Below are 25,276 nucleotides of genomic sequence, written 5' to 3' on the forward strand. Positions count from 1 at the left end.
ATATTGGCCTTATGAAAAAAGATCCGTTCCGGCTGACACCTTACCAGGTGCAATGGCTGCTGATCGTTGGTTTCCTAAGTGTCGGTTACGCGCTCTATCTCCGCTATCTCGGGGTCGAACTGTCCACGGTCGCGCTGGCATGTGACGCCGGCCTGCAAACCATGCTGTGCACGGGCCGCAGCGTCGCGACCTACCTGTTTCGCAACCACGTCTTCGGCATCGCCGCGCTGGTCATCGCAGTGCTGCACGTGATCCGGCCGTCGATCGTACTGTTGACCGCGGGCCTGATTGCCGCCGGCTTCGGAATCGTACTCTACAATGTCGGGCTTTCCGGTCTTGCGATCGGCCTGCTTGTCATGGGGTTTGCGCGGCCCGCGCCCGCCACAGCGTGACGCCGAGCATGGCGTACACCACGCAGGTCCAGAGCGACTGCCAGTTTTTCGGACCTTCGTTGAACCCGACATAGACAGCCGCGATCACCAGCAGGCCGGCGAAAACCTGTTCCGCGATCGGGCGGCCGCCGGCGAGCGGGCGATTGAGCCACGCCAGCGCCCAGCACGGCAGCACCGCCATCGTCAGCGCGGCAAAAGGAAAATCGCGGTAGCGGGGATCGAATACGAAGCCGAGCGCCGTCTCGGTCGCGATCAGGGTCGTCACCAGCAACGTGAGTCCCAGCAGCGCCGTCAGCACCGAGCCGGTGCGGCCGGGGCGCGGCCCCATCAATTCGATGAATGTCGGCAGCGCGCGTCCGGCCATCAGCGCATTCGCGCCCAGCAACGGCGTGATGATTCCGGCTGCCAGCAGCAGTCCCCAGCGCAGCGAGTTGCCGAAGCCGTAACTCTCGTGACAGAGCTTGTCCGCCGCGACGCCCAGCAGGATCCCCGCCGCCGTCGCCGAAACAGCAACCGCAATCCAGGACATCGGCCGCGGCTTCCAGGGCCTGCGCCGCAACGTCAGCATGGCGACCGCGAAGACAAGGACGCACAATGCCATCCCGGCGCCCATCTGGATTTTCCAGCGCGGGAAGTTGCTGATGGGCTCGCCGGCCGGATATTTCAGCTTGCGCCGGGTGGCGTCGATCAAGCCCCAGTTGCCGCCGACCGTGCCCTCGAGCTGGCGCTTCCAGGGCTGGTCGTAGGCCTCGATCAGGTTGACGCGAAATTTTTCACGCTTCGCCATATCGAGAATTTCGGACACTACGCGCGCCTGATTGGTGCGCGAGGGCAACGCGCCTTCGCGCATCCGTCCGGCGCTCGGCCACCCGGTTTCGCCGATCAGGATTTCCTTGCCGGGAAAGGCCGCGGCGACCCGCTTGCGGATGGCGTCGACATGCGCGGCAGCGTTGCGCGCGCGGATCGGAACATCCTCCCAGTAAGGCAGAATGTGGATGGTGACGAAATCGACCGCGTCATAGATCTCGCGGTTGCGCAGCCAGTATTCCCAGACATCCGCATAGGTCACCGGCACCGTCACCTGCGACTTCACCAGCCGGATGTTGGCGACGAGATCGGCGGCGGTCATTTCCCCGCGCAGCAGAACCTCATTGCCGACAACGAGCGCGATGATGGTGTCGGGGTGGTCCTTCGCAAGACCGACCGCGATGTTGATCTGAGCGAGGTTCTTCAGGCGGTTGTTGCCGAGCCAGATGCCCTGGATGACCTTGAGACCGACCTTCGCTGCCAGAGCCGGCACCCGATCGAGGCCGTTCTCGGTCGAGTAGGTTCTGACGCATTTCGAGATCTTGGCCAACTGGGCAAGATCCTCGGCGATCTGCTCGGGCGGGATTTCGGTCGTCGCGACCAGCGGAGACTGTTGACCCCGGAACGGAGCATAGGACACGCATTCCAGTTTCGCCGCCGGATCGATCGGCGCGCGCGCAAGCCGGATCGGCGCGCCGAGCCACCACCACGCCGCCGCGATCAGACCTAGCGAAATGACGAGAAGCGCCAGTGGCGTACGAAAGGAAATCGGCTCCATCCTCCGCGAGAGTCGTCGATTAGCGGGTCGAGGCGCTTCTGCCAAGAGCGGCAGCCTGGCTTGCTGGACAAAATCCAGAATCTCCGTCATGGGAACCTGGTGGAGTGAGTTTGACATTCGACCCACCCGGCCGCGCGTCCCGTTTCAGCGAGCCTTCTTGCGAATGTTAGAACCGGACCACCAGGAGCGTCTCCGCCGCATTGGGGACCAATTTGACCGGCATCTGATACCTGAATGAAGGTTGCAGTTGCGGCCAGGCGGTTGCGGCCAGCAAAGTCGGGGGACTTTATGCGTCGAGTGCTGTTCGGATTCCACAAAGCGTTTTTGCGTGGCCTTGCCGTTCCCGGCTTCGCCTTGCTGTTCGGCATCGGCGGCGCGATTGCGCAAAGCGGCGATCTTCGCGCTAAGGATCAGAACAAGCCGGCTGCGGCCAACGCAACAAATGCCGCCGATACCGCCAAGGACAGCCAGCGCAAAACCGACGAATTCGTCGAAGCCGCACGCGTCATCAACGGCCCGGCAGGAAACCCGGAATGCGTCTGGCTCGGCCGTCGCGTGGTTGTTCTGATGTGGCGCGATGACCTGGACACGGCCTTTCGTCATCTCGATCTCTACGATCGCTTCGGCTGCCCGGGCGGCCACGTTCAGGCAGCATTCCGATGCCTGGTCCGATTCGGACCTATCGACCCCAAGGCCCCCGATGCGCTGAGCGGCCGCGTTCACACCTGCTGGATCAATCCGGACGCGCAGCCGGTTGAGCCTGCCGCCGCTGCGGCTTCCCCGCCGGCAGCAAACGCCCCGCCGGCCTCCGCGGCTCCGCCTCCGGCACAGCCAGCGTCTGCGCCCTCCTCCTCGCCCAAAAAATAGCTGCCGCAGCCACCGCCACGAAACCTTTCCTGATTGTCATGGTTGAAGCGGCAGGTCGCCCTTAAAACGCCATGGCGTCATACGAGTTGTAAAACCACATGGCGGAATTATCTCTGCTGATGTGTTGGTCGGGCCTAGGGGACGGGTCCGTGTTCTTGCCATGCTCGCCCCTGATGGTTTAGTCGCGATGCGCGCTGTCGCCGCCGTTCTGCTGTTTGTGACCGCTGCACACGCTGCTCTCTGGGGAGTTCTTCAGGAAAGACAGCAGGCTCCCGACTTCAAGGGTGTTCTGAACAGCGTATCCTACGCGCCGTTCGAAGGGTCGGCGCATCCCGACGTCGACAATATCCCCACTGCCGAGAAAATCCGGTCCGACATGAAAGCGCTGGTACACTTGACCCGCGCGATCCGTCTGTATTCGTCGACCGGCGGCGTCGAACTTGTGCCGCCGATCGCCAATGAGTTCGGCCTCAAGGTCATGGTCGGCGCGTGGATCGACAAACATGTCGAGCGCAACGAGCGCGAGATGCTGGCGGCCATCGATCTCGCGAAACACAACAGCAACGTCAACGGAATCGTCGTCGGCAACGAGACGATCTTTCGCGGCGATCAAAAGGTCGCCGACCTTATCAAGCTCATTCAGCGCGTGAAGGGTTCCGTGAATGTACCTGTGACCACAGGCGAAATCTGGAACATCTGGCTTGAGCACCCCGAGCTTGCATCGTCGGTCGATTTCATCGCTGCGCACATCCTGCCCTATTGGGAAGGCTTTTCCAGCAAGCAGGCCGTCGATCAGGCCCTCATTATTTATCAAAAGCTGCGCGATGCCTTTCCCGGCAAACGGATCGTGATCGCCGAGTTCGGCTGGCCGAGCGCCGGGTACAATCTCAGGAACGCCAGTCCCGGCCCGCTCCAGCAGGCTGTCACGCTTCGCAATTTTGTCACCAAGGCCCAGTCGATCGGCATGGAATACAACATCGTCGAAGCCATCGACCAGCCATGGAAGTTCTTCGAGGGCGGCGTCGGCCCCTACTGGGGCATTCTCGACGCGGATCGCGAGCCCAAATTTTCCTGGACCGGCCCTGTCGTCAATCCAGCCTACTGGAAGCTCGCAGGTATCGCGCTTCTGATCGGGGTCCTGTTGTCCTTGCCCATTCTGCGGCTCGTCCGTCCGACGGTGATGCAGGCTCTGCTGCTCTCGGCAGCCGCCAACGGCGTCGGCGCCTGGGTCGCAACCGTCTTCGCCTACTGGACCGGCCATTACTTCGTTTTCGGTTCGGCCTTCGCAATGACGCTCGGCATGATCCTGCTGGTGCCGCTGATCCTGATCGCGATGGCGCGCATCGCGGAGATCGCGGCCGTGGCATTCGGACAGCGCCCGCAGCGGCTGGTCACGAGGGAGGCAGCGGCGACGCAGGCGACCGCAGGCACTCCGCTGCCCAAAGTCTCGATTCACGTGCCCGCGTATTTCGAGCCGCCCGAGATGCTTAAGCAGACGCTCGATGCGGTCGCGCGCCTGGACTACCCTAATTTCGAATGCGTGGTGATCATCAACAACACCCCCGATCCGGCATTCTGGCAGCCGATCCAGGATCACTGCCGTGCGCTTGGCGAGCGTTTCAAGTTCGTCAACGCCGAGAAGGTCGAAGGCTTCAAGGCCGGTGCGCTGCGAATCGCCATGGAGCGCACCGCTGCCGACGCCGAGATCATCGGCGTCATCGATGCCGATTATGTGGTGCAGCCGGACTGGCTCAGGGATCTGGTGCCGGTCTTCAACGATTCCCGCGTCGGCCTGGTTCAGGCGCCGCAGGATCACCGCGACGGCGACCGCTCGCTGATGCACTACGCCATGAACGGAGAATATGCCGGCTTCTTCGACATCGGCATGGTCCAGCGCAATGAGGCCAACGCCATCATCGTCCATGGCACGATGTGCCTGATCCGCCGCACCGCGATGGATATGGCGGGGGGCTGGGCCGGCGATACCATTTGCGAGGATACTGATCTCGGGCTCGCGATGATCGAGCATGGCTGGGTTACGCACTACACCAACACCCGCTATGGCTACGGCCTGCTGCCCGACACCTACGAGGCGTTCAAGAAGCAGCGCCACCGCTGGGCCTATGGCGGCTTCCAGATCGTCAAGAAGCACTGGCGCCGCTTTCTGCCGGGCGCGAGCCGGCTGTCGAAAGACCAGAAGCGCGAATTCGCCCTGGGCTGGCTCAACTGGCTCGGCGCCGAAAGCCTCGGCGTCCTCGTTGCGATCCTGAACCTGATCTGGGTGCCGATCGTGGCCTTCGCCGACATCGCCATCCCCGATAAGATCCTGACCTTGCCAATCATCGCCGCGTTTCTGGTGTCGCTGATCCATTTCGTGGCGCTGTACCGCCTGCGCGTGCCGGTCAAAACCGCACAGATGCTGGGAGCCATGGTGGCCGCCATGTCGGTGCAGTGGACCGTGTCCCGGGCCGTCGCGCAGGGACTCATCACCGAGAACCTTGCCTTCGCGCGCACCTCGAAAGGCGGCCTGTCGCGGATGTCGATCGAGTTTCAGGCATTCTGGGAGGCGGTGATCGGCGTTCTCCTGCTGGTCGGAGCCGCGGTGCTGATCGTGTCCAATCAGTACAAGGAGGTCCACGAGATCTACATCTTCGCGGGCGTGCTGGTGCTTGAGAGCCTGCCGTTCCTGTCGGCCGTCGCGATCGCCATCCTCGAGACCTCGCGCATCAACAAGTTTTCGTTCTGGCGCAACGCCCGCATCCGCAGCGCGGAACTGATCGGGCTGCGGCCGGCGCCGATGCCGACCAGCGCGTCGCCACCCGTCGGCCCCGAGATTCATCGCGAAATAACCTGATCCGGCCGGCGTTGCACCGCTTGCAGGTTGCTGGAAAATTTGCCTGTAAGACTTGGATTCCGGTGGGTTAATTTGCGTTGTAAGTGTCGCCCGCCAAACCCGGCGCTATTGACCCGCGCTGGCGGTACCCCTACACAGCGCTGCACGTGAGCGCGTAGCTCAGGCGGTAGAGCACGTGACTTTTAATCATGGGGTCGTGGGTTCGAGTCCCACCGCGCTCACCAAAACCCCAAGTAATACAATAGCTTGCTTTAGTAGCCGATTTTGGCGACCGAAGACCAACCGATTTAACTAACATTTGACTAGGTCAGGCACCGGCTACCAAGTCTTTTATGACGATTCTTTGCAGCTTAGTTTGCCCTGCCCCTTGCTGCTGCGTCCCGGATCACGTATATTGATGAAGGGCGAGCCTACTTTCCTATTGTAAAGGCCGCCCCCCTCCGAAACCTTCCGGAGGGAAAAAATGCCGAAATCGGCCAAAGCTAGCAAACCACCAAAAACCACTAAAACCTCGACCCACAAGGCGTATCGCGCACCTGATGCCGGTGCGCTGCTCGTTAACCGCGCGCAGGTCGCGCGCCTCTTGTCCTGCTCACGATCCACAATCATCCGACTTGAGGAAGCTGGCAGGCTTCGTCCCGTAAAGCTCATACGCGCGCGAAACGGCGTCACCTTTTACCGCGCCGCCGAAGTGCGCGCTCTCGCGTCAGGGGGTGACGCATGACACGGCGCAACAACGAGACCGTCGAACGCGCCCCCACCCTTGACGATTTTGCAGGAAAGCGCCGGTGGGTTGCTTGGCGCGAGGAGCAGCGCAAAGGGTCCGAAAAGCTTACAAAAGTCCCCTACGACCCCGTTAATGATAGAAAGGGCAGCTCGACCGATCCGTCGACATGGGGCACGCGAGAGCAAGCCGAGGCCGCTTGGCGTAACCACCTAGACGACGGCTCCCGTGGTGGTGTTGGAATCGTCCTTGGCAAACTCAAGGACCGATCATGGTTGATGGGAATCGACCTCGACTCTTGCCTCGACCCGAAAACCGGAAAGATTGAATCGTGTGCGGCCAAGGTGCTTGATCGATTCAACACCTATGCCGAAGTCTCTCCTTCCGGGAAAGGCGTCAAGCTGTTCTTCCTCGTCGCACAGGAAGACGCCGACGCAGTCGCCGCTCTGTTTGAACGCAACGATCAGGGAAAATGGAAAGCACGAAAAGCATTCGTGGTAGACGCGCACCACGAAATGGCGATTGATCGCGAGAGATATTACACCGTCACCGGCGAATGGCTGGAAGATTGGCCCGAGACGATAACCACAGTTAGCGTCGAAACTGTTCGATGGTTTATCGAGGAGGCCGGACCAGAGTTTCTTGAGGCGAACGGCGTCACCACCTCTAACGCCAAGTTGACGGGCCGCGATCAGAGTGGTTCGGGCGTTGGTTTCGAATTCATGGGCGCGCGTAAGGCCGCAGGCGATTCCTATGAGGAAGCATGTACGGCCATTCTTGCCGACCGAGGTCGAGCAGGCGAATGGGCACGGCGCTCCGACTCCCGTCAATTGGAGAGAGCTTGGGGCAACAATAGCGCAGCAGCCCCACTCCATACATGGGACGACCCGGATTTGAGTTTGCTTGACGACCGCCGTGGCAAACTACCGTCCTTCCCTCTCGAAACGTTGCAATCAGAAAAGCTACGGAAATGGGCAAAGCGTGCTGCCATTGGAAGCGGCACCACGCTCGAACATGTGATCGTGCCCTTCCTTGGAATCGCTTCCGGCTTGATTGGAGCCGCGCGTTGCGCGCGTCCGATACGCTCTTGGGTGGAGCCACTGACCTGTTGGATTGCGCTCGTTGGCTATTCAGGATCGCGCAAGACACCGGGAATGATTGTATCACGACGCGCCCTCGACATTGTTGAAAGCGATCAGCGTGACTCAAACTTCGACCAAGAGCAGCAGCACAAGCAGAAACTTGCGATGGCGAAGCAGGCGCAAAAACATTGGGAAGAAGACGTTAAGGCAGCACATAAAGAGGGACGTAAGGCCCCGGTGCTGCCGAGTGAGGCAACCTACGACGAGACGTTCATAACGCCGCGCCTCTACGTCTCCGATGCAACCGTCGAAGCTCTAACTCTGCAATTGAAGGCACGACCGCAAGGTATGATCTTGTTTGTCGAGGAGTTGGCGCGCCTGTTTACGAACATGAGCCGTCACTCTCAAGGCTCTGATCAGGAATTTTGGTTGGAAGCTCACGACGGGCTTCCTTGGCGGCAAATACGCCTCGGGCGTTGCGCGCCTGATATTCCCCATCTGTTGATTGGGTTGATTGGAGGGTTGCAACCGGACAAATTGAAGCTGAGCTTCAAGGGGTCTGCTGACGGGATGAGCGCTCGCTTTCTGTATGCATGGCCGGAAGAGCCTCCCTATCGTGACCTTGAAGACGTGATCGATCTTGTCGACCCGCAAATTGTAAAGGTGCTGAAAAGGCTGGCCTATCTCGACGACTTCCCCGAGGGGGATTTGAAACTTACCAAGCAGGCCCGCGATGAATTCAACGGGCTGCGGCACGAGGTCAGCGAAAAAATGAATGCTGTCTTCGGCCGCGAACGTGAGTGGTGGTCGAAGATACCCAAACACGTTCTCCGGCTTGCCGGAACATTGACCCTCCTGTGGTGGGCCTTCGAAGATAAACGCGGCCCGAAGTCGAGTGAGATACAAAGCGTCGATATCGAGAATGCTGCGAGCATGGTGCTTAACTTCTTCTGGCCGCACGCTTGCGCGGCGTTGCGACAGATTGGTCGCGATGAACAACATGCGGATGCGCGCAAGGTACTACAATGGTTGATCGCCACCGGGAAAGAACGAGTCCGTAATGAAGAGGTGCGGCGCAATCCGCTTGGGAAGTGTGATGCTGCCAACACGGATAAGGTAATGCAATTCCTGCGGCGCGCCGGTTGGTTGCGTCCATACAGCGAGAAAACCAAAGGTCGCTCCAAAAAAGGGTGGGACGTGAATCCGAAACTGCCAACAAGCTGACTTTTTGCGTCGCAGATTCCGCTATTTTGGTTGATTTTCGAAACTTTCCGACCTTTCCGACCTTTCCGGCCCAGGGTATGAGAATGAACTTTCCGGTACAGTAGATTCTAATTTCTCTCTCTCTCTCTCTTTCCTCAATCTCTCTGGGAGGGCGGAAAGGTCGGAAAGGGCGGAAAGTTTACAACGAGGAGCAAAAACACATGGGTTCTCACCGAAACAACGATACCCCGCGCATTGTACGCGTTCGCCGCCGCCACCCTCCTCTCACGGGTGAACGACAGATCGCAGCCGATTCCACCGTAGTGAAATTGTTCAAAACGATTGGACGGAAGCGATCTCGCGCAGCGCAACATGTCGCCTTCGCGGCTCTGGCGGATTATCTAGCCAACGATCCGCAAACCAAAGAGTCACGACCACGTCACCGCTAACGACCTCGCTTAAAGCGGAAGGATCAAACGCACGTCCAACATTCCCGCGCGTACAATCTCCTCTTAACTCTTGGGCACAAGACAATCAGACGAGGCGGACTCAGAACAGTGCCATGCATTCCACACCACAGATGCGCGATAGGCCGATTACCACCTGGCGGAGTGTCTGGTATGGGGATTCATGGGCGTGTTTGAGGAGGGGGTAATCTTTGCCTTGCCCAATCCAACCTGTTGCGACGACTAATTGTTTGCTTGCGAATACTCGAATTAACCTTGCTGTGAAATCCCTTTGCATCGGTGTCAGTTGACCACGCTTAATATCCAGTTTGTGATTTAGTATCATGTGCCTACTCTTAATTTATACGTGATTTCAATACGTTACGTATGAACAATGTAAGCAGTGGATTTCTGACTATGCATTGACTATGTTTCCTCTAGGAAAACGGCACTTCGCGAGGTGCCGCTCTTAGGGTCTTGAATTCAGATGCCTACAAGCAAAAGCAAAATTAAAGGCAAGAACACCGCTAGCAACGGTGTACGCTCAGCACGCTTGTATAAATCAAATGCAAGATCGCGCGTGACAAACGGCGCGTCGTTACTACCAAATGTCGACGGACGTACTTTTTGGGTTAGGCGTTATCGCGACCTCAATTCGCTGTTGCTGTCCGATCAGGGTGGCGAGGAGAACGCCTCCGAAGCAAGGCGAATGCTTGTAAGGCGCGCGGCCTGCTTAGCTGTTGAACTTGAACGGCGCGAGGCCGTGATCGCAGAAGCGGGCGAGGCTACTGACAACCAGCTAGAAGTGTATGGGCGCACCTCAAATACATTGCGGCGTCTACTCGAAAGCCTCGGGCTTGAACGCCGCGCTCGCGATATCACGCCTAGCTTGGATCAATACATAGCGCAGAACTATCCGCACGAATCCGAAGAGGAGTCGGACGGATGATTGAACGCGTCCGCATGTCATCTCGACAAGGTAGCCAAGCACAAAGAGCCTTGACGATCCTCGATGCGATGCGTGATCCCGCGTTGTTCAAACCGTTCTTTAAGAATCCAAGATCATGGAAAGCATGGCTGGTAGTCCTCGCAGCGATCTTTGCTCTGCCCATGACAACCGAGCAACTCGCGATCTATCAACAACTCACTGGGCGCACAGAAGCACAGAACAAGATCGCTAAGGAAGTTTGGTTATGCATTGGCAGACGTGGCGGCAAAAGCAGAATCCTTGCACTGATCGCGACATGGTTAGCCGCATTTCACGATTACAAACCGTATCTCGCACCCGGCGAAAAGGGTGTGGTGCAGATCATTGCCTGTGATAGGAGGCAGGCGAAAGTCGCTCTGCGATACGTGAAAGCCTTCATTTCGCAAACGCCGATGTTGGCGCGCATGGTTGAGAGCGAGACTGCTGACAGCATTTCGCTGACCAACGACATTGTCATTGAAGTCGTCACCAATTCCTACAGGTCCTGCCGTGGATTCACGCTGGTCGCGGCGCTATGCGACGAAATTTCCTTTTGGCAGGGCGAGGGCTGCGCAAATCCAGATACTGAAATTCTCGCTGCACTCCGACCCGCAATGGCAACGATTCCGAACGCCATGCTGCTGTGTGCTTCGAGTCCCTACGCCAAGCGCGGCGCATTGTACGAGGCACATAAGGCTCACTTCGGCAAGGATCATGATTCCGTTCTCGTCGTGCAGGCCGATACCGCAACAATCAATCCGATTGTCGACGCGAAGATCATAGCTGATGCCTATGAGGCTGATCCCGCTTCGGCAGCAGCCGAATTTGGCGCGCAATTCAGAAATGATATCGAATCGTTTGTCTCCATCGAGGCTGTGAATGCTTGTGTCTCACGAGGAATCTATGAACGTCCTTACGATCCGGCCAAATCATATCTCGCATTCGTCGATCCGTCAGGTGGCAGCGCGGATTCCTTCTGTCTCGCTGTCGGGCACCATGATTACGCGCGACAAACCGTCGTGATCGATTGTCTTCGCGAAGTCCAACCGCCGTTCTCACCGGAAAGCGTCACTGAGAAGTTTTGCAGAACGTTGAAAGAGTATCGTGTCTCCGTCGTAACTGGCGATAGATACGGCGGTGAATGGCCTCGCGAGCAGTTTAGCAAGCTTGGCATTCGCTACGAACCGTCGGCGCTACCGAAATCCGAATTGTATCGCGATCTACTGCCATTGATTAACTCGGCTCGTGTCGAACTGCTCGATCACGCCAAGCTCGTCAACCAACTTTGCGGACTGGAAAGACGTACCTCACGCGGCGGTAGAGATAGCATCGATCATAGTCCCGGCGCACATGACGACGTCGCAAACGTTGTCGCCGGACTGAGTTCGCTCGCCAATCAACATAACGGATATGATTGCAGCTACCGGTGGGTTGACGGTGACAGCGACGACTCCGCTTCCGATGCCCGCGAACAGCGCCGCCAACGCATTCTCGCGATCATGAACGACGAGATCGACGGCGACAGTACTGGGCCAGCACACCCGACACTGAGCGACGAGGAATTGCGTCGGATCGCCAGCCCGATCAGGTTGGGAACATGGTGAAGCCTTTTCCGCAATGACAGGAGTCCGAAAATGAAACAAGGGATCAGATACTATCGCGACGGCGTCGAAATCGACGAGCACGAAGCCCTTTCAAATGGGATACTGCGCGATGGCGTAACTTTGTCAGTACCAACCTCGATGCGAGACTCCTCGTCGTTAGGTCCGTTGCAGCGCGCCGTAGCGGCCGATGCTGATCGGCGCGCCCGTGTCCGCGACGCGTTCGGTGGTCAAGCAGGTCACCGCCCTGGATATGCGTTGGCGACGAGCGATCAGGCGGCACAGGATGCAAAGGCAAGGGCTTATTCCGCTTATGATAGCGAGCGCGAAAATGCGTGGCGCAGCCCACGCCAAAACGGCGGTCCGACCTTTCCGGAGGATCAGCGGAGCAATTGGTCAACGCGCGACGGCATCGTTGTTAAAGACACTGGGCCAGGGCCGCGAACTCAACGTCGTCTCGAGACGGTAAACGCCAACGACGCGACCCGCGATCACTCACGTGTTATGCAGGAAGTCTATGGCGCTTACGACCACGAACTCGCTCAGAGGTGGAGGCACAAATGAACGAGCGCCCAGAACCGACAAGCGAAGAATGCTCGCTTGAGCAACGCATTTCGGTTGCGCTCAATGATGAAAACGCCAGCAGTGCGGCGTGGACTAAATTGATTGACGAAGTCGAGGCGGCCGCCGCTGCCGCCGACGCGACCGCGACGAATCTCCGATCTGAATCACTTGATCTTGTTTCGATGCCCGATATCGGCGACGTGCATCATCGCATCGTCAATGCCGAGATGACCCGTGACCGACTGAGTAACATAATGCCAAAGTTGCGGGACAAGCTAAGCGCAGCCTTGTACGCCGAGCGATGCGAGCGCTGGTATGCAGATTGCGAGTGCGTCCAAGCACGTCTCGACGAAGCCATGTCAATGTTTCGGGGGTACCCCGACCATGCGCAGGCGATTGCCGACACGTTCGCGCTCGCAGCACAGGTCGATACGGAAGTTGATCGCATCAACGCCTCCGCGCCCGACGGGGTGCACACGCGGCTCAAGCCCGTCGAACTCCAAGCGCGCGGTCTTGATCGCTTTGATCGGAATCATCCCTCGTTGGCTGCTACCGTTGAACTGGGCTGCTGGGACGATTCCAGCCGCAAGCTTTGGCCATTACGGCACTCCAATTCGCTTGCGGTTGCGGTTGCCGCGAGCATGATCGTTCCTTATCACCCGGGCGGATCATGGGCTGACCCGGACGTTCAAGCGCTGCGAAGAGCAGAAATCGAGAAGCAGCAAGGGGAGATTGCCGCTTATCACGAACGGGCAGCAAGCGATCAGGAGGAGCGGCTCAATCGCGAGGAGCGCGAACGCTTTGTTGGCAGAGCGGGAGCGGATAAGGCGTCGATGCCAGCCTTAAAACGGACCGTTTGAACGCCACCAGCGGTGCACGCGCCTTTATCACTATCATTCGGAATGGAGTGTTTATTGGAGCCGCGAAGGGAATCGAACCTTCGCACTCAGCTTGGGAACGCCACGCGCTTCGCATGGAGGTCATCGGCGAAGATTCCCGGCGAGAAAGTCGTGAACAAAATCAATGCGCTTGATTGGACGCCTCATGGTCGCAGCTCGAAAGGATGCGATTCGCGATCTTCATGAGATGCCGGACGTCAGGCCCGTCTGGGTCCGCCAAAATTGAGGGGATTCATGAGACTCTAAAGAGAGCGGTTGATTGCGGAAAAAGGCGAACAGGCTAATGAATGGACGCACGATCATCCCGCCGTCGTGATTGCACTGTGAATAATTCAGAAACGATTAGCTCTTCACAGCTAAATTGGGCTTACTAGAACAATCGTTCCTATGATTCCCGTGTGCCGAGCGTGCTTGGCTTTTTTCGTCGTCCAATTCCTGGATACGGCGCACAGCCTGAACAACGTCTCTTTCGAGCCATCCTGGCTCTAATTTCATACTATCCATGAAGCGTCTCCCTGTCGTCACAGAAATGGAACTTCGCGTTGACCGTGGCGCATACGATCTAGGATGCGATAGTGAATCAAATTAGCGAGACTAGGTCTAGTTCCAACTTCGAAGAAGACCTTCCCTTTGATGACCATCCTGAACTGATCTTGGGCTTAGTTGGCCCCGTTGGCGTCGACTTAAAAGCTGTAACCGATGAACTAATCGATGCGCTACGGGAGGTCGGATACGGTTCACAGGTATTTCGGATCACAGACCTCATGCGCGAAGTTAAGACAGGTCTTCCGCTTGATGCTACTGGATACATTGAGTCGTACCAACAGCGGATTTCTTACGCAAATAAAGTAAGAGAGCAATTGCGTCGGAACGATGCATTAGCGATTCTCTCCATTAGCGCGATCAGGCAGTTCAGAGAGGCGACAGGCGGTAGCGTTGAGCGGCCTATTTCGAAGCAAGCCTACATAATCCGGCAGTTCAAACGACCCGAAGAAATCAAACTGATGCGGGCAGTCTACGGGCGTCAGTTCATTCAGGTATCTGCGTACGAACCGCAATTTTATCGCAAGCGTCGTATCGCCGTTAAGGAAACTCAATCCAAAAAGCGGCTCGGCTCAACCGCGGACGCTGAAAATGATGCCAACTCGCTTGTCAAGCGAGACGAAATGGAGGGTGACACAAGACACGGCCAAAATGTCCGCGACGCTTTCCCGCTCGCGGACGTGTTTGTTGAATCCCCTGATCGCAAGTCATGCAAGGAAACCGTTGGCCGTTTTATTCGCGCGCTTTTTGGCGACAACCATGTATCTCCGACCCACGATGAGTATGGGATGTATCTTGCAAAGACAGCATCACTAAGATCGTCGGCACTGACACGACAAGTCGGCGCGGCAATTTTTCGCCCAACCGGCGAGATAGTTTCGCTCGGGTGCAACGAGGTACCAAAAGCGAACGGCGGGACATATTGGAGCGGCGATCATGTTGACCACAGAGACTTCGTTGTCGGGCGGGATCCAAACGACGAAAAGAAGCGCGAACTTGTGACGGATTTCATCAATCGCATGTTCAATGCCGGCCTTCTTTCGAAAGATCAATGTGGAAATAGAGACCCCCTTACACTAGCGGATGAATGGTTGGGTGACGACTCGGCTTACGGCTTGAAGGACTCGAAAGTGATGGACCTTATTGAGTTCGGGCGCGACATCCATGCGGAAATGTCTGCCATAACAGACGCCGCGCGTAACGGATTGCCGATTGCGGGGGCGACGTTATACTGCACGACGTTTCCCTGCCATTTATGCGCAAAACACATCGTTGCGGCTGGAATAAAGCGCGTTGTGTCAATCGAGCCTTATCCGAAAAGTTACGCGGAGGAGCTGCATTCTGATTCGATTGAGGTTGATGGCGATGGCGATGGCCATCGCGTAAACTTCCAACGATTCCTAGGAATCTCACCTTATCGTTATAGAGAGCTTTTCGAGAAGGGAAAACGCAAGTACTCGACCGGCGAAGCACAGCAATGGAATCGCGGCGAGCGGAAACCAATGATTGACGTCATTTACCCGTCATACTTTCAGGCCGAGATGCATGTCGTTAGCCTGCTTGAGCCGCGACTTGCCGCGCTGAATAAGTGCACCCGATAGTGCGAAGTGCGAAGTCTCGCCACGAGTCTTGGCTCAACTAAGCAGTGAACCTATTTAATTGCGCGTGGCCTATCGGATGACTGTCCACTGCCCGTCTTGCGGCTTCACCGGTTCTATCGTCCCGGTGACCAAAGCGATTAGAGAGACTAGCAAGTCCAGCGACAACGTTGGCAAGATCGTCATGCTGTGACGGGACTTCGAACCACGCGGGCCTGGTCATCGTCACCCGCGATCCGATGCGCATCGCTTCGTGATCCTGCCGAAGCGCTGGATCGTCGAGCGCTAGGCCAGCATGGATCATGTCGAAACCAACGCCTGGCACGCGACTTCGAATGCTACGCAATAACCGTCGCAAACTTCGTCCGCCTCGCCATGATCCGCATCATGCTCAAGCGACTGACCAAGCCAAGCCATCGCTCATAAACCGTGGTCGGCGAGTGCAGGCGACGAAATGAGCGTGACAAACGCTGCGATCAAGAGACGGTTGGCGTTCGCTTCACTTGATCTTGGCGGTCTTTCCTTGGCTTGGAGCGTATCCGAGAGCAGCCTCACGCCACCTTACCTTGACGCGTACTTCCGGGGAGGCCCCCGGAAAAGAAAAAAATCGTGAGCAGTAGCGATGTGTCCTCGATTCCCCGGATCGAGTGCGGGACGCCCCCTTGGAGATACACCCATTGGCCGCTCGAAAGTTCAAGTGTCGTTTCAGGCAAGCTGAGCAATGCCCGGCCTTCCAGGCAATGCAGCGTGATGGGGCCATCAACTTGGTGGGTCTTGATATCCACGCCAGCATGAACAACGAGGCGTACGACTTCGAACGCTTCCGATTTGACGATGGCGGTTGTCCGCGCATCTTTCAGATTTGACCCCAATGGTGCGAGGTCAAAAACTTCTCCGGGGCTGGCGTGGTGCATTGCCATTGCTGTCATCTCCCTCTGCATTATGGGCGGGTCACTAAACGAGTGTTGGTGCAGGACAGTGACTCTATCTACCCGTCGGTCGTCGTCCAAACCGATACATATCAGGCGGCTCGCGAAGTTGCGGTAAGCCTTTCGGACGATCTGGATAAATGAACTCTTCGCCGCGTAACCATCGCCCGTCGAAGCGGTCCCAAAACTGAATAGCGTCTAGCTGAACCGCGAACTCGTAAACGCACCACGTCCCATCTCGCTCAATGCGTTCGCCGGTCCCATCAAATGGAAGGCTGTTCATTTTGCAAACCGCTTCGATAAATCCCCAATGCGCGCGAATATAGCTGTCTTCAAGTGCGACATGGTAGGGGCGCGATCTCTTCCACCGATATTCGCCGCCACCGCGTTGATGAAAATCCTTCCGCTGCATCAAGAACTCGGGCAGCCGGGCGATGCCGTTGGCAATGCGCCGCGCCTCATCGGATGTCAGATGGTTATGCGCGAAGCCGATGCCTTGCAGATCGTCGCGGAACGGCACGTATGCGAGCGGCACGCCCTTGGCGTCACTGACAACGAATGGCCCCACGCCGTCCCGTTGGACTTGCCACGGGGGCGGAAACCGTCGTTTAGGACCGCTTGACTCCATCAGAACAAAATAAGAACATGTATCTTGCCCGGTCAAGACGGAATAGCGGCATGAAGACCGAACGACGGCCCGATCAAGCGGAAGCCGAGACTTTAGAGGCCGCAGTAGCGCAGGCGATTGAGGCCTGCGACGGTGATTTGCGCGCAACCATCCGGGCGTTGCTCGTGGCGAACGAATTTCTAGAAGCGCAAATCTCACAAGGATACCGGCGCGGCGTGAGGCACGGAAGATTTAATACCTATTCGGGATAACGGCGATGGGCTGGCGCTCGCAAGAGAATTACGAACTGACCAATGAACGCGACTTCAATCGTCTGCCGTTGCGTGATCGGAGGATCATTCAAAGGGCTGGATGGGTTGCAGCGCTGGTGATTGTGTTTGCCTGGATCGTGGCCGGTCATTTCAGGTGACCGCATAATGGTCGATGTAACTTATCACGTGGCACTCCCGCTCGGCATGGGCGAAGACGGTCCTGAGCCGCGCGAAGCGGTTGAATGCACGAGCGCAAGCGCAGCCATCATGCGCGCCGAAAGGCTTGCGCGGACTGAGGGACATATCGGCGCTGTGGCGTTCAGTCGTACAGGCGATCCGGGTAGCGGCGAGTTCGGGGACGCTGTTTTCCAAATGGAGAATTTAGGCGGACGGCGAGTTCCACCAACGAAAAGTGACTTGGCGCACGAAGCCACGACCTGCAAACTGCCTTATGGCCTCTTCTAAACGAAAATCAGGGCAGGCAACGAAAGGTGATCTACCTGCCGCGCGGCCCAGCGACCCCGCTCGAAGTGAATTGATAGAGAATGCACATTGCGATTGACCGTCAAGCGCAATGCATGGGATCAACTTACGCGAGTGGGCGATTTCGGATAACCAGGAATTTCGAACTTCGTTCACTCGCTGTTGGGCGATTAGGAAGTCTTTTGTTTTTTGCAAGTATTATGGTGGCAAGGCTCATGGCGGACGACGAAAACGATCAATCCGCGGAATCGCATGTAACACCCGAAAGTCAAAAGAGAGCTTCTGGTGTTTTTCAACGTATCAGAAAACGCGCTAACACGCTTTCCTATTTACGGCCGTTCGGTCAAATTATCATCGTCGCCATTGCGTGCCTCGTTCTGGCGTTTGCTCTGCTCTGGCTCTTAGACAAAATATTCTACTACTATCTCGCGCGGACTTATGTTGATCAAATTGCGCAGACGTTTGACCTCAACCCGCATCTGGCCAACGCCCTCGTATTGGCAACATTTTTCATGGCGGTCATTTTCGGCCGATTGATTTGGTCATTGTCGAAGACGACACGAAGAATAGGTGTTGCGGGATTTGCTGTCCTCCTGATTGGACATTCGATTCTGCTTTGGTATGGCGCGCGCGGCGAGCTTATAGACCGCGCAGGTAATACTATCAAATGCTATGTGCTTAGCCGTGACGGCAAGGTGACGTACGGCGAGCATGCGGGAATTGATCCTGCAACAGGTCGGGAGTGCAGGCCCGTCAAACCGAAGCTCGTGGAGCGGTTGCAAGAGTATGCTGCGGGAAAACGCGCTCAGAAAATTGACGATCCCAATCCTGTTTTTTTTGACCCACGCAGCGGTGAGCCGATAGTCTGGTATTACAAATCCAAAAACGGTCTAATCGAACTATACGATCTCATGGGCTTTGAGCCTAACACGGGCGAAGAGTTGCTCCCTGTCACGAAACAGATAGCACAGGATTGGAAAAATCAGTCGCGACGTGGTCCTAGGCTGATAAATGCCCCTGAGAAATATGTGTTCTTTGATCCGGTCAGTGGCAATTCACAAGCGTGGTACTGGCGCAACGCCGACGGAAGTTACGAGTTTTACGACGCTCCGGGCTTTCAGCCTCAAACAGGCGAAAAACTAAATGTCGTAACGCGAGATGTCGTTGACGATTGGAAGAGGCACATCGCCCCCGCACATGTCCCTCAGCGAGTTGATCCGACCAAATACCCGTTCTTCGATCTTACCACGGGAGTTGCACAGGTCTGGTACTGGCGAGCTAAGGATGGGTCCTATGAATTCTATGACGCACCCGGATTCGAACCGGAAACAGGAGAAAAGCTATCGATTGTCACCCGAGAGGTAGTATCCAAATGGAAAGCTAGCCTTGTACCGCCTGTGACGGCGCAGTCGAGTGCGCCGGCGGCCGGTCCGTCACCAGCGAACCCTTCGGTGGCAAGCTCAGGCGATCTCGACATCGAGCTTCGGCAGAAGACTGCAATATTTCTGGTGAATTTGTATGCTGGCGTGTCTGGCCCGAATAACAAAGTTTTAAAGGAGGCTTCCCGCAATTACGCGGAGCGGGTCGAATATTTTGGTAAAACCTACACACGCGAACAGGTGTTGGTGGAATTGCAGCGTTCCGATGAGAGATGGCCGATACGATCTTACCGGATGCGAGCAGACAGCTTGGCAATCGATTGCGACAAAGACGCTATGACTTGCACCGCGACCGGCTTGTTGGATTTCGATTGCAGGAGTCCTGAAAGAAGCCAGCGTTCTTCGGGAGCAGCTACCTTCGGCTATCTTCTAAAATACTCTTCGCCAAAAGAGCCGCCGGTAATCGTAGAAGAGAGTGGAGAAGTGAAGGCGCGCCGCATCGAGCCGCTTGCATTTAATGCCGATCCTCAGCAGGTCGTTGGGGGACAATTGCCACAGGATCAGGAGGCGATCTTACGAGCCATTCTTTCCGGGATGTTCGGTCACATTGGTCATTAAGAACGGCGAAGGTCAGTCTCAGCTTTGCCGATCAACCTGCTTTCGCCAATCTCGGCAACGGCGAGGTCTGCCCCACCGGGCAACGCCTGGCGTTTTTTGTGCTGGTTGTTTGGTGATGAAATTACTCGTCGATTCTGTGCCGGACTCGCCGGACTCGAAAATGGCCTCACGAAACAAGAGCGCGAAGCTCGCACCGCCGAATTGGGAGCCGAACTCTTAAGCCTTGAACATACCGAGGAGGCGCTGGTCACGCGCGCCTTGGCTGAACGGCTGGAAGTGCACCGAAGGCTGGGCGCTTCGCCAATGGCTTTGCTCGGCCTCACAGCTACGCCCGTGCCGGTGTTGGCAGCAGCCGAATGAAATGGAACTTTGGAACTTTCGGATCATGAGTTCTCACGAATCCGTGGGGACTTTGGGTTCCAAACCAAGGTTCCACCCCGGTTCCATTGGAATCGGCAGGAGCGTCCGTCCTGCTATCCCCGAACGGCGCTAGTTTTGCCCGACGTGGCCCCGACGTGGATTTAGATCGGTTTCCAAGGGGTTAGCAGCAGCCTCGGTCCCAAAGCCTCTGTCGGGCCTCTGTCGTCAAAATGGCAATCGAGGGGTGAAAAGTTCCATTCGGTTCCATTGAGGGAACTCTAGGCTATGGGTTTGGAACTTGAGATCGAACGAGCATGGCATGGGAAGCCCATGCCCTTGGCGGGGCGATTCCGGGCCGTGCATGGCGTGCGCTGCGCGCGTTGAAAGAGGAAAGAAATACGCACACAGCACGCATCTGCGCATTGATTCACATCAACGCAGCATCCGCTTCGGCACCTTGCGACCCTCATGACCCGCATGGCCGAACGGTCGACAGCCAAGGAGTTTCGGAACCCAAAGGCCGGGTGGGGATCAAACGCCATTGCCAACGCGATGCGATGCGACCGATGGCTTGGCAGCAGGCTAGGCGGCGGAGATAGCCTCTATGTCACCCCGAACCAAGCAAAAGTTACAGCGGCAGTTCTGGTTCGACAGGGGTCGCAGTCAAAGCTTCCTGCGCTGTTCGAACTCTCCTTTCGGCTTCGGAAAACACCTCATCAGGATTGTTGCCGGCAAATGAGGTGCGAATAATGATCTGATCTAACTCTTCTTTCGCAAGCACTAGAACGCCCAATTTCTCGGCTTGTTCAAGGTCGGCTTGTAGCTCCCCACGCGGCAACGTGGAAACCATAACGGGCAAAAGCTTGACATGTCCATTGTTGGATTGATCGAGCCGTTCCCGAACCTTCGAATAGCGGGCAACGAGTTTCGGCAGCTTATTGTCCGCTCTCAACAATCCGGTCGTGCATTCGAGGATAGCGATCTGGCCCTGTGGAGTAGTTAGGATCAAGTCCGCAAAATCCTGAGTTCGTGCCGTCAAACCCATTTGCACCGTACCAAATCCGAGCATCCAAAATAGCCAAGCCACCGCGATCTCAAAATCTCGTGCGTCGTGCCCTCTTGAATGTGGACGGGAAAGGAATGTTTTGAGGATGGCTAGCCCGCTATCGAACGACTCTATAATTTCCCGTCGGGAGTTCTGGGATGTTGTGGGATCGGATATATACCAGTGAGTCTGTGCGACGCCTTTGTAGATGGCGTAACAATGAAGGATCGCGGCTTTGCTAACTGGTAGATCGAAAGTACCGATCTGCATGTCATCGGTTTGCTTCCAACTGAACTCGTTACCCGTCAAAACTCCACGATTGATTTTTACTTGGTTAATCTCGCGGTATCCTAAAGAAGCTCCCAAGACATCTAGCGTGTTTGCTAGGCGAATAACGACGTGAGCCGTTTGACCTACAATTTTCGAATTGTCGCCATCGAATCCCATGACGGCGGCCCCAATCACCTCGATGGTAATTGAGTCAGTAAATAATCCGCCGAGTCCGTACTCAGAAAACAACTCTTGCATGCTATCGTGTGGAACGGCCGCGCTTCTCAACTCCCAATCCAACACAGAAGGGCCGGCGCTCAATATCTGCTTGTCTCCGGTCAACCGGAGCACGTTCACTCTCGATTGAGACTGCAAAGCCAAGGGATGAAGCGGGGTGTACGAAGCCTTGTGTTTTGGGGGGAACGTGAGTTCGCCCTGCGGTGTACTAACGGTTCGATTTCCTATGTCGGTAACCATATCTCGATACGACTTCCCTAAGTCCGACAGCTTGAAGTGCCCAGCGCGCACATTCTCCGATTTGAACATCTTGAACGACATTTTTGAGTGTGCAGTGTGGAGCCAGATTATGCCTTGAACGATCACAAACTGCCCGGCGTGCTTTACTGCAACGTAAGCGAACGAGTTATTTGCATAACCCGACTCCCAAGGAGCAATGGCCTGATAAAAATCGTTAATGTGCCTCGAACTGACGGGGTCGAATGTCATGTTCGCATTCCTGCTACCGGCACGACATCGGAACCGTTATGCTCGGCACTAGTGGTCAAATACGCGGTTTGCATTGTGGGCATCAACCATACTGAGCGCAAAGACTCCTGCTGCACCGATACGGCATAGAATGGACCCGCGCGGTGTGCCAACCGAGCTATCCCGTCACCGCAGGGCACCCGTAACAAGGACGGTCTGCCAAGCTGCTGGCATAAAATTCCCAAAGAGTGGTGGCCCCGGAAATGAAATCCCAAGTGGATTTTAGCGATTTCGGCACAGCCCTGATTAACACGTTCGTACCCGCCCCCGAAAAGTCCGGCTTTTCGAACGCGACTTTGACGCGGGAAGAAGGACCGTGCAACCGTGCTCGCGACGAAAAACACAATGACTTTAGACGATTCTGGCCAATCGCGCCGTTAGTGGGGGACGCGTACAAGCCGCTTCGTGGGCGAATATGTCGTTATTCTTTATCCTTCGATGGCTTGGATTTGGTCGCGGGGGCGTTGATTCCAACGATACCGAACACCGTGCCAAGCGCCTCTTCTGTCCGGTCCACGCAATCCCCCGGCAGCTTGTCGGGCAACGGCGTCGATTTGGTTTTCTTTTCCGGCGTCGGTTCTTTGCTCTTTGTCATGACCGTTCCTCCCTCCTTGTTTGGCGTCCCGCTTCAACGTCGCAACGCTATCACGTTGTCTTCGGGCGGGTTGACGATCCGGTCGACGAGATCAGCAAGACGCTGCAATGCGTCCGCCTTCTCTGCGTCGTAGGAATGACGATCATAAACGCCTTCAACGCCTTTAATGGAATGGCCTAGTACGCGCTCCGAAACGTGAGGCAAGACGCCAGCCTTAGCCATGAGCGACTTTGCCGTGCGCCGTAGATCGTGCAACGTCCACCACTCCTGTTTTAACTGGCGTGTTAGTTCTTTCTTGGCCTCGCGGCCCTTGGCGGCGGCATTGGCTTCCAGCAGCGTCCTGACTTTCGCGACAAATATCAGCTTGGCAGAATCGTTGCGTGCCTCGGCTATCTTTTGCAGTTCATTCAGCATCAGCAGATCGAACGCTTCCTTGGCCTTGCTAAAGGAGTTGAACGCTGGCGGGGCTGGTGGTGTCTTGTCCGTCGACTTGCGCCGCCGTCCAGGCGTTCGGCCCGGAAACACATGAGGGTTGTCTTCAAGCCGTGGCTGCGCAGCAATGATATCCTGCACTACTTGTGGCAAGGTAAGGCTTCCGGCATTGGACTTCTCACGCGCTTCGGTCGGAATCGTCCACACACCATTCGCGAGATTGGCCCATTGCATGGTGGCCACTTTTTCACGACGCTGCGCCGTCAATAGCAGCACTCTCACCATTGCACCGAAAACCGTCTTGTCAGTCATGCTATCGCAGGCCGTCCATAATGCTTTGATTTCGTCGTAATTGAGAATGCGTTTGCGTTTGTGATCGGTGCTATTGCTTCGGTGCATCCCTCGCGCCACCGGTGACGTGTAGTCGTCATTGCGAGTCGTATACCAGTTCATGGTCTTCCGAATAATCGCGAGCACGACATCGGCCTGACGCGCGCCGTGCTTGTCTTGGATTTGATCGAGCAAGTCGGCAACCTCGCTACGTTTGATATCACGAAACGGCTTATCCCCCCATTTCGGATAAACACACTTGGCCAGCAACCGCTCAATGTCAGCTTTCGTGCGCAGCCCCTTGGTTTCGACGTGGCGCTTGACGAAGTTCTCGGCCACTTCTTTGAAGCTTGGCCCTCTTGCCTTGGCTTCTGCGAGCGCTTTTTCTTCCACCCGCATTTTTTCTTCCGCGAGCGCCTTGGCTTCCGACAGCGCTTTTTTGGGATCGGCTAGAAACAGACGCGCTTTATCCCTCGCCTCTTTCACTTTCAGGATCGGGTAAAGGCCCAGAGACTTGGAGGTGACGATTGTAATCGGCTTGCCATCCTCCTTGCGCGTTGACCGAGTGTAATACTGCGCAACCCAAGTCTTCCGGCCCTTGGCACTGACTCGCAGCACCAATCCCGGCACATGTTTGTCGAAGTGGTTTTGGAATTGCTGGTCCGTGGGTGCTTTGAGTTTCGCCACACCCTCGTCAGTGAGCTTCTTTTGCTCCATTGTCCCATACCCGATTTGACTATGTTTTGACTATGTAAGGGGCCTGTTATGGGTTGGCTAGGGGTGACTAGGGAAGAAGCGTTTTGAAGCGTATGACGCTCGTATATATTTGATAATAATCAACTTATGGCGTTTGACTTGATGCGGGCTGGATACCGTCGAATCGGCGTAATACGTGACTTTTAATCATGGGGTCGTGGGTTCGAGTCCCACCGCGCTCACCATAGAATTCATTCCGACTTCGCAGATTTTCTGACGTTCGCGATTCGACGCGCGAGCGCCTCTGCCGGGTGCGTTCCGGCGATCAGCGAGACGGATCAGGCTCACACCTTCCGTTCCGCCGCTCGTTGCTCAAGGAATGCGATAGCCGCCCTCCGGCTATTATAGGATCGGCTTCATCGAACGTCTTCGAATCCCGACAAGTCCGGCGGATGATAAAAACGGCGAATGACATCGATGAAATTCGGGACTCAACTTCATACGATGCTTCTCATCGCGAACAAGGACTTCTTCCTGTCCGGCACAAGCCGGGGAAGAAATAGAAAACCCCGCCGGAGCGGGGTTATTCTTCGGAGTTGGTACTTGAAGCCATAGCGTTTTCCAGCGAAGCATGTCCTCGGGCTTGACCCGAGGATGGATACCGGTTCGCGTGAAGAAAACGCGTCAAATCAAATCATAGAGCCCCGCATCTGATTCCATCAGAAGCGGAAAGGCTCTAGTGCTTCAAGCCTACGTGAACTTCGGTCCCAAGTGCTTTTTCTTCGACCCCAAGCGTTTCACAAATCGCCTTCAGGTGCGGAAGATCCGGAAACTTGATGCCACGCATGTAGAGCGAGATGTCGCAGCGGCGGAAATCAGAGCGACCGCGGAACCGCTTCGATGCTTCGCGGGCGAATTCCGCCTCTGTCCAATGGTTGTCGGCGACAAGTTTTGCAAGATGATTTCCAAACTCTACTCTATCTGCATCTGCCATCATTTTCTTCTCTTCCTGACTTCCCATCACACGCATCCACCATCCGGGCAGGTGGTCCTGTCCGGAAGACGATACGCGACGCAAACCGCCGGGCCTCCCGGCGATTTTCTTACGTCAAAGGGAATATATCTATTACAATACATCGCCCCCATTTACCTCTACCGCCAGCTTCAGGG

At 56.3% G+C, this 25,276-nt stretch carries 21 protein-coding genes and 1 tRNA gene; 15 read left to right on the forward strand and 7 right to left on the reverse strand.

All coding sequences use genetic code 11. From position 1 onward, the window contains the following. Nucleotides 1-11 precede the first annotated feature (11 nt). Nucleotides 12-392 (forward strand): hypothetical protein, encoded by a 381-nt coding sequence (locus V4R08_RS05055; protein WP_335578341.1) that lies wholly within the window; start codon nucleotides 12-14, stop codon nucleotides 390-392. Here V4R08_RS05055 and V4R08_RS05060 read toward each other — a convergent pair. Further along, entirely contained in the window at nucleotides 355-1,977 is a 1,623-nt protein-coding gene (locus tag V4R08_RS05060; protein ID WP_335578342.1) for a glycoside hydrolase family 17 protein, read from the reverse strand. The two genes, V4R08_RS05055 and V4R08_RS05060, sit on opposite strands and share 38 nt — an antisense overlap. A gap of 288 nt (nucleotides 1,978-2,265) precedes the next feature. Here V4R08_RS05060 and V4R08_RS05065 point away from each other — a divergent pair, with 288 nt between their 5' ends. The 9 genes from V4R08_RS05065 (at nucleotide 2,266) to V4R08_RS05105 (ending at nucleotide 15,328) form a co-directional block, all read left to right on the forward strand. Further along, the gene (locus V4R08_RS05065) at nucleotides 2,266-2,844 is read left to right on the forward strand and encodes a beta-1-3, beta-1-6-glucan biosynthesis protein (protein WP_335578343.1); all 579 of its coding nucleotides are present in this window, start codon (nucleotides 2,266-2,268) and stop codon (nucleotides 2,842-2,844) included. Between the two features lie 187 nt (nucleotides 2,845-3,031). Further along, nucleotides 3,032-5,698 carry a glycosyltransferase gene (locus V4R08_RS05070; RefSeq protein WP_335580185.1) on the forward strand — a complete coding sequence of 889 codons (2,667 nt, stop codon included), beginning with the start codon at nucleotides 3,032-3,034 and terminating at the stop codon, nucleotides 5,696-5,698. 148 nt (nucleotides 5,699-5,846) lie between these two features. Next, nucleotides 5,847-5,922 (forward strand) — tRNA-Lys (locus tag V4R08_RS05075). Nucleotides 5,923-6,418: 496 nt separating this feature from the next. Further along, nucleotides 6,419-8,728, forward strand: coding sequence for a DUF3987 domain-containing protein (locus V4R08_RS05080; RefSeq protein ID WP_335578344.1), 2,310 nt, complete (start codon nucleotides 6,419-6,421; stop codon nucleotides 8,726-8,728). 912 nt (nucleotides 8,729-9,640) lie between these two features. Next, a complete protein-coding gene (locus V4R08_RS05085; protein WP_335578345.1) occupies nucleotides 9,641-10,102 on the forward strand; it encodes a hypothetical protein in 462 nt (153 codons plus the stop codon). Continuing rightward, nucleotides 10,099-11,724 (forward strand): terminase large subunit domain-containing protein, encoded by a 1,626-nt coding sequence (locus V4R08_RS05090; RefSeq protein ID WP_335578346.1) that lies wholly within the window; start codon nucleotides 10,099-10,101, stop codon nucleotides 11,722-11,724. Before V4R08_RS05085 ends, V4R08_RS05090 begins: the two co-directional genes overlap by 4 nt. 30 nt (nucleotides 11,725-11,754) lie before the next feature. Further along, nucleotides 11,755-12,285 carry a hypothetical protein gene (locus V4R08_RS05095; protein ID WP_335578347.1) on the forward strand — a complete coding sequence of 177 codons (531 nt, stop codon included), beginning with the start codon at nucleotides 11,755-11,757 and terminating at the stop codon, nucleotides 12,283-12,285. After that, entirely contained in the window at nucleotides 12,282-13,145 is an 864-nt protein-coding gene (locus tag V4R08_RS05100) for a hypothetical protein (RefSeq protein ID WP_335578348.1), read from the forward strand. Before V4R08_RS05095 ends, V4R08_RS05100 begins: the two co-directional genes overlap by 4 nt. Nucleotides 13,146-13,759: 614 nt before the next feature. Continuing rightward, nucleotides 13,760-15,328 (forward strand): anti-phage dCTP deaminase, encoded by a 1,569-nt coding sequence (locus tag V4R08_RS05105; protein ID WP_335578349.1) that lies wholly within the window; start codon nucleotides 13,760-13,762, stop codon nucleotides 15,326-15,328. A gap of 548 nt (nucleotides 15,329-15,876) precedes the next feature. Here the strand turns inward: V4R08_RS05105 and V4R08_RS05110 are convergent. Together V4R08_RS05110 and V4R08_RS05115 are read right to left on the reverse strand one after the other, a co-directional pair. Continuing rightward, on the reverse strand, nucleotides 15,877-16,254 hold the full coding sequence (locus V4R08_RS05110; protein WP_335578350.1) for a cupin domain-containing protein: 378 nt from the start codon (nucleotides 16,252-16,254) through the stop codon (nucleotides 15,877-15,879). 55 nt (nucleotides 16,255-16,309) lie between these two features. Beyond that, nucleotides 16,310-16,822: a hypothetical protein gene (locus V4R08_RS05115; RefSeq protein ID WP_335578351.1), complete on the reverse strand. Its 513-nt coding sequence runs from the start codon at nucleotides 16,820-16,822 to the stop codon at nucleotides 16,310-16,312. 110 nt (nucleotides 16,823-16,932) lie between these two features. On the opposite strand from V4R08_RS05115, the gene V4R08_RS05120 reads away from it, so the two are divergent. From V4R08_RS05120 to V4R08_RS05140, 5 genes are all read left to right on the forward strand, one after another. Continuing rightward, nucleotides 16,933-17,133: a hypothetical protein gene (locus V4R08_RS05120; protein WP_335578352.1), complete on the forward strand. Its 201-nt coding sequence runs from the start codon at nucleotides 16,933-16,935 to the stop codon at nucleotides 17,131-17,133. A 5-nt stretch (nucleotides 17,134-17,138) separates the two neighbouring features. Further along, the gene (locus tag V4R08_RS05125; protein ID WP_335578353.1) at nucleotides 17,139-17,291 is read left to right on the forward strand and encodes a hypothetical protein; all 153 of its coding nucleotides are present in this window, start codon (nucleotides 17,139-17,141) and stop codon (nucleotides 17,289-17,291) included. A gap of 7 nt (nucleotides 17,292-17,298) precedes the next feature. Next, nucleotides 17,299-17,598 carry a hypothetical protein gene (locus V4R08_RS05130; protein WP_335578354.1) on the forward strand — a complete coding sequence of 100 codons (300 nt, stop codon included), beginning with the start codon at nucleotides 17,299-17,301 and terminating at the stop codon, nucleotides 17,596-17,598. A 233-nt stretch (nucleotides 17,599-17,831) separates the two neighbouring features. Next, complete coding sequence (locus tag V4R08_RS05135; RefSeq protein ID WP_335578355.1) at nucleotides 17,832-19,613, forward strand: hypothetical protein; 1,782 nt, start codon at nucleotides 17,832-17,834, stop codon at nucleotides 19,611-19,613. Nucleotides 19,614-19,637: 24 nt separating this feature from the next. Continuing rightward, entirely contained in the window at nucleotides 19,638-19,973 is a 336-nt protein-coding gene (locus V4R08_RS05140; protein ID WP_335578356.1) for a hypothetical protein, read from the forward strand. Between the two features lie 628 nt (nucleotides 19,974-20,601). Here the strand turns inward: V4R08_RS05140 and V4R08_RS05145 are convergent. From V4R08_RS05145 to V4R08_RS05160, 4 genes are all read right to left on the reverse strand, one after another. Then, complete coding sequence (locus V4R08_RS05145) at nucleotides 20,602-22,014, reverse strand: hypothetical protein (protein ID WP_335578357.1); 1,413 nt, start codon at nucleotides 22,012-22,014, stop codon at nucleotides 20,602-20,604. 460 nt (nucleotides 22,015-22,474) lie between these two features. Continuing rightward, nucleotides 22,475-22,648, reverse strand: a complete 174-nt coding sequence (locus V4R08_RS05150) for a hypothetical protein (protein ID WP_335578358.1) — start codon at nucleotides 22,646-22,648, stop codon at nucleotides 22,475-22,477. A 33-nt stretch (nucleotides 22,649-22,681) separates the two neighbouring features. After that, nucleotides 22,682-24,127, reverse strand: coding sequence for a tyrosine-type recombinase/integrase (locus V4R08_RS05155; protein WP_335578359.1), 1,446 nt, complete (start codon nucleotides 24,125-24,127; stop codon nucleotides 22,682-22,684). A gap of 715 nt (nucleotides 24,128-24,842) precedes the next feature. Next, nucleotides 24,843-25,136: a hypothetical protein gene (locus V4R08_RS05160; protein WP_335578360.1), complete on the reverse strand. Its 294-nt coding sequence runs from the start codon at nucleotides 25,134-25,136 to the stop codon at nucleotides 24,843-24,845. Nucleotides 25,137-25,276: the final 140 nt, after the last annotated feature.

Origin of the sequence: Nitrobacter sp. NHB1 (assembly GCF_036964665.1) — a bacterium.
GTDB lineage: Bacteria > Pseudomonadota > Alphaproteobacteria > Rhizobiales > Xanthobacteraceae > Nitrobacter.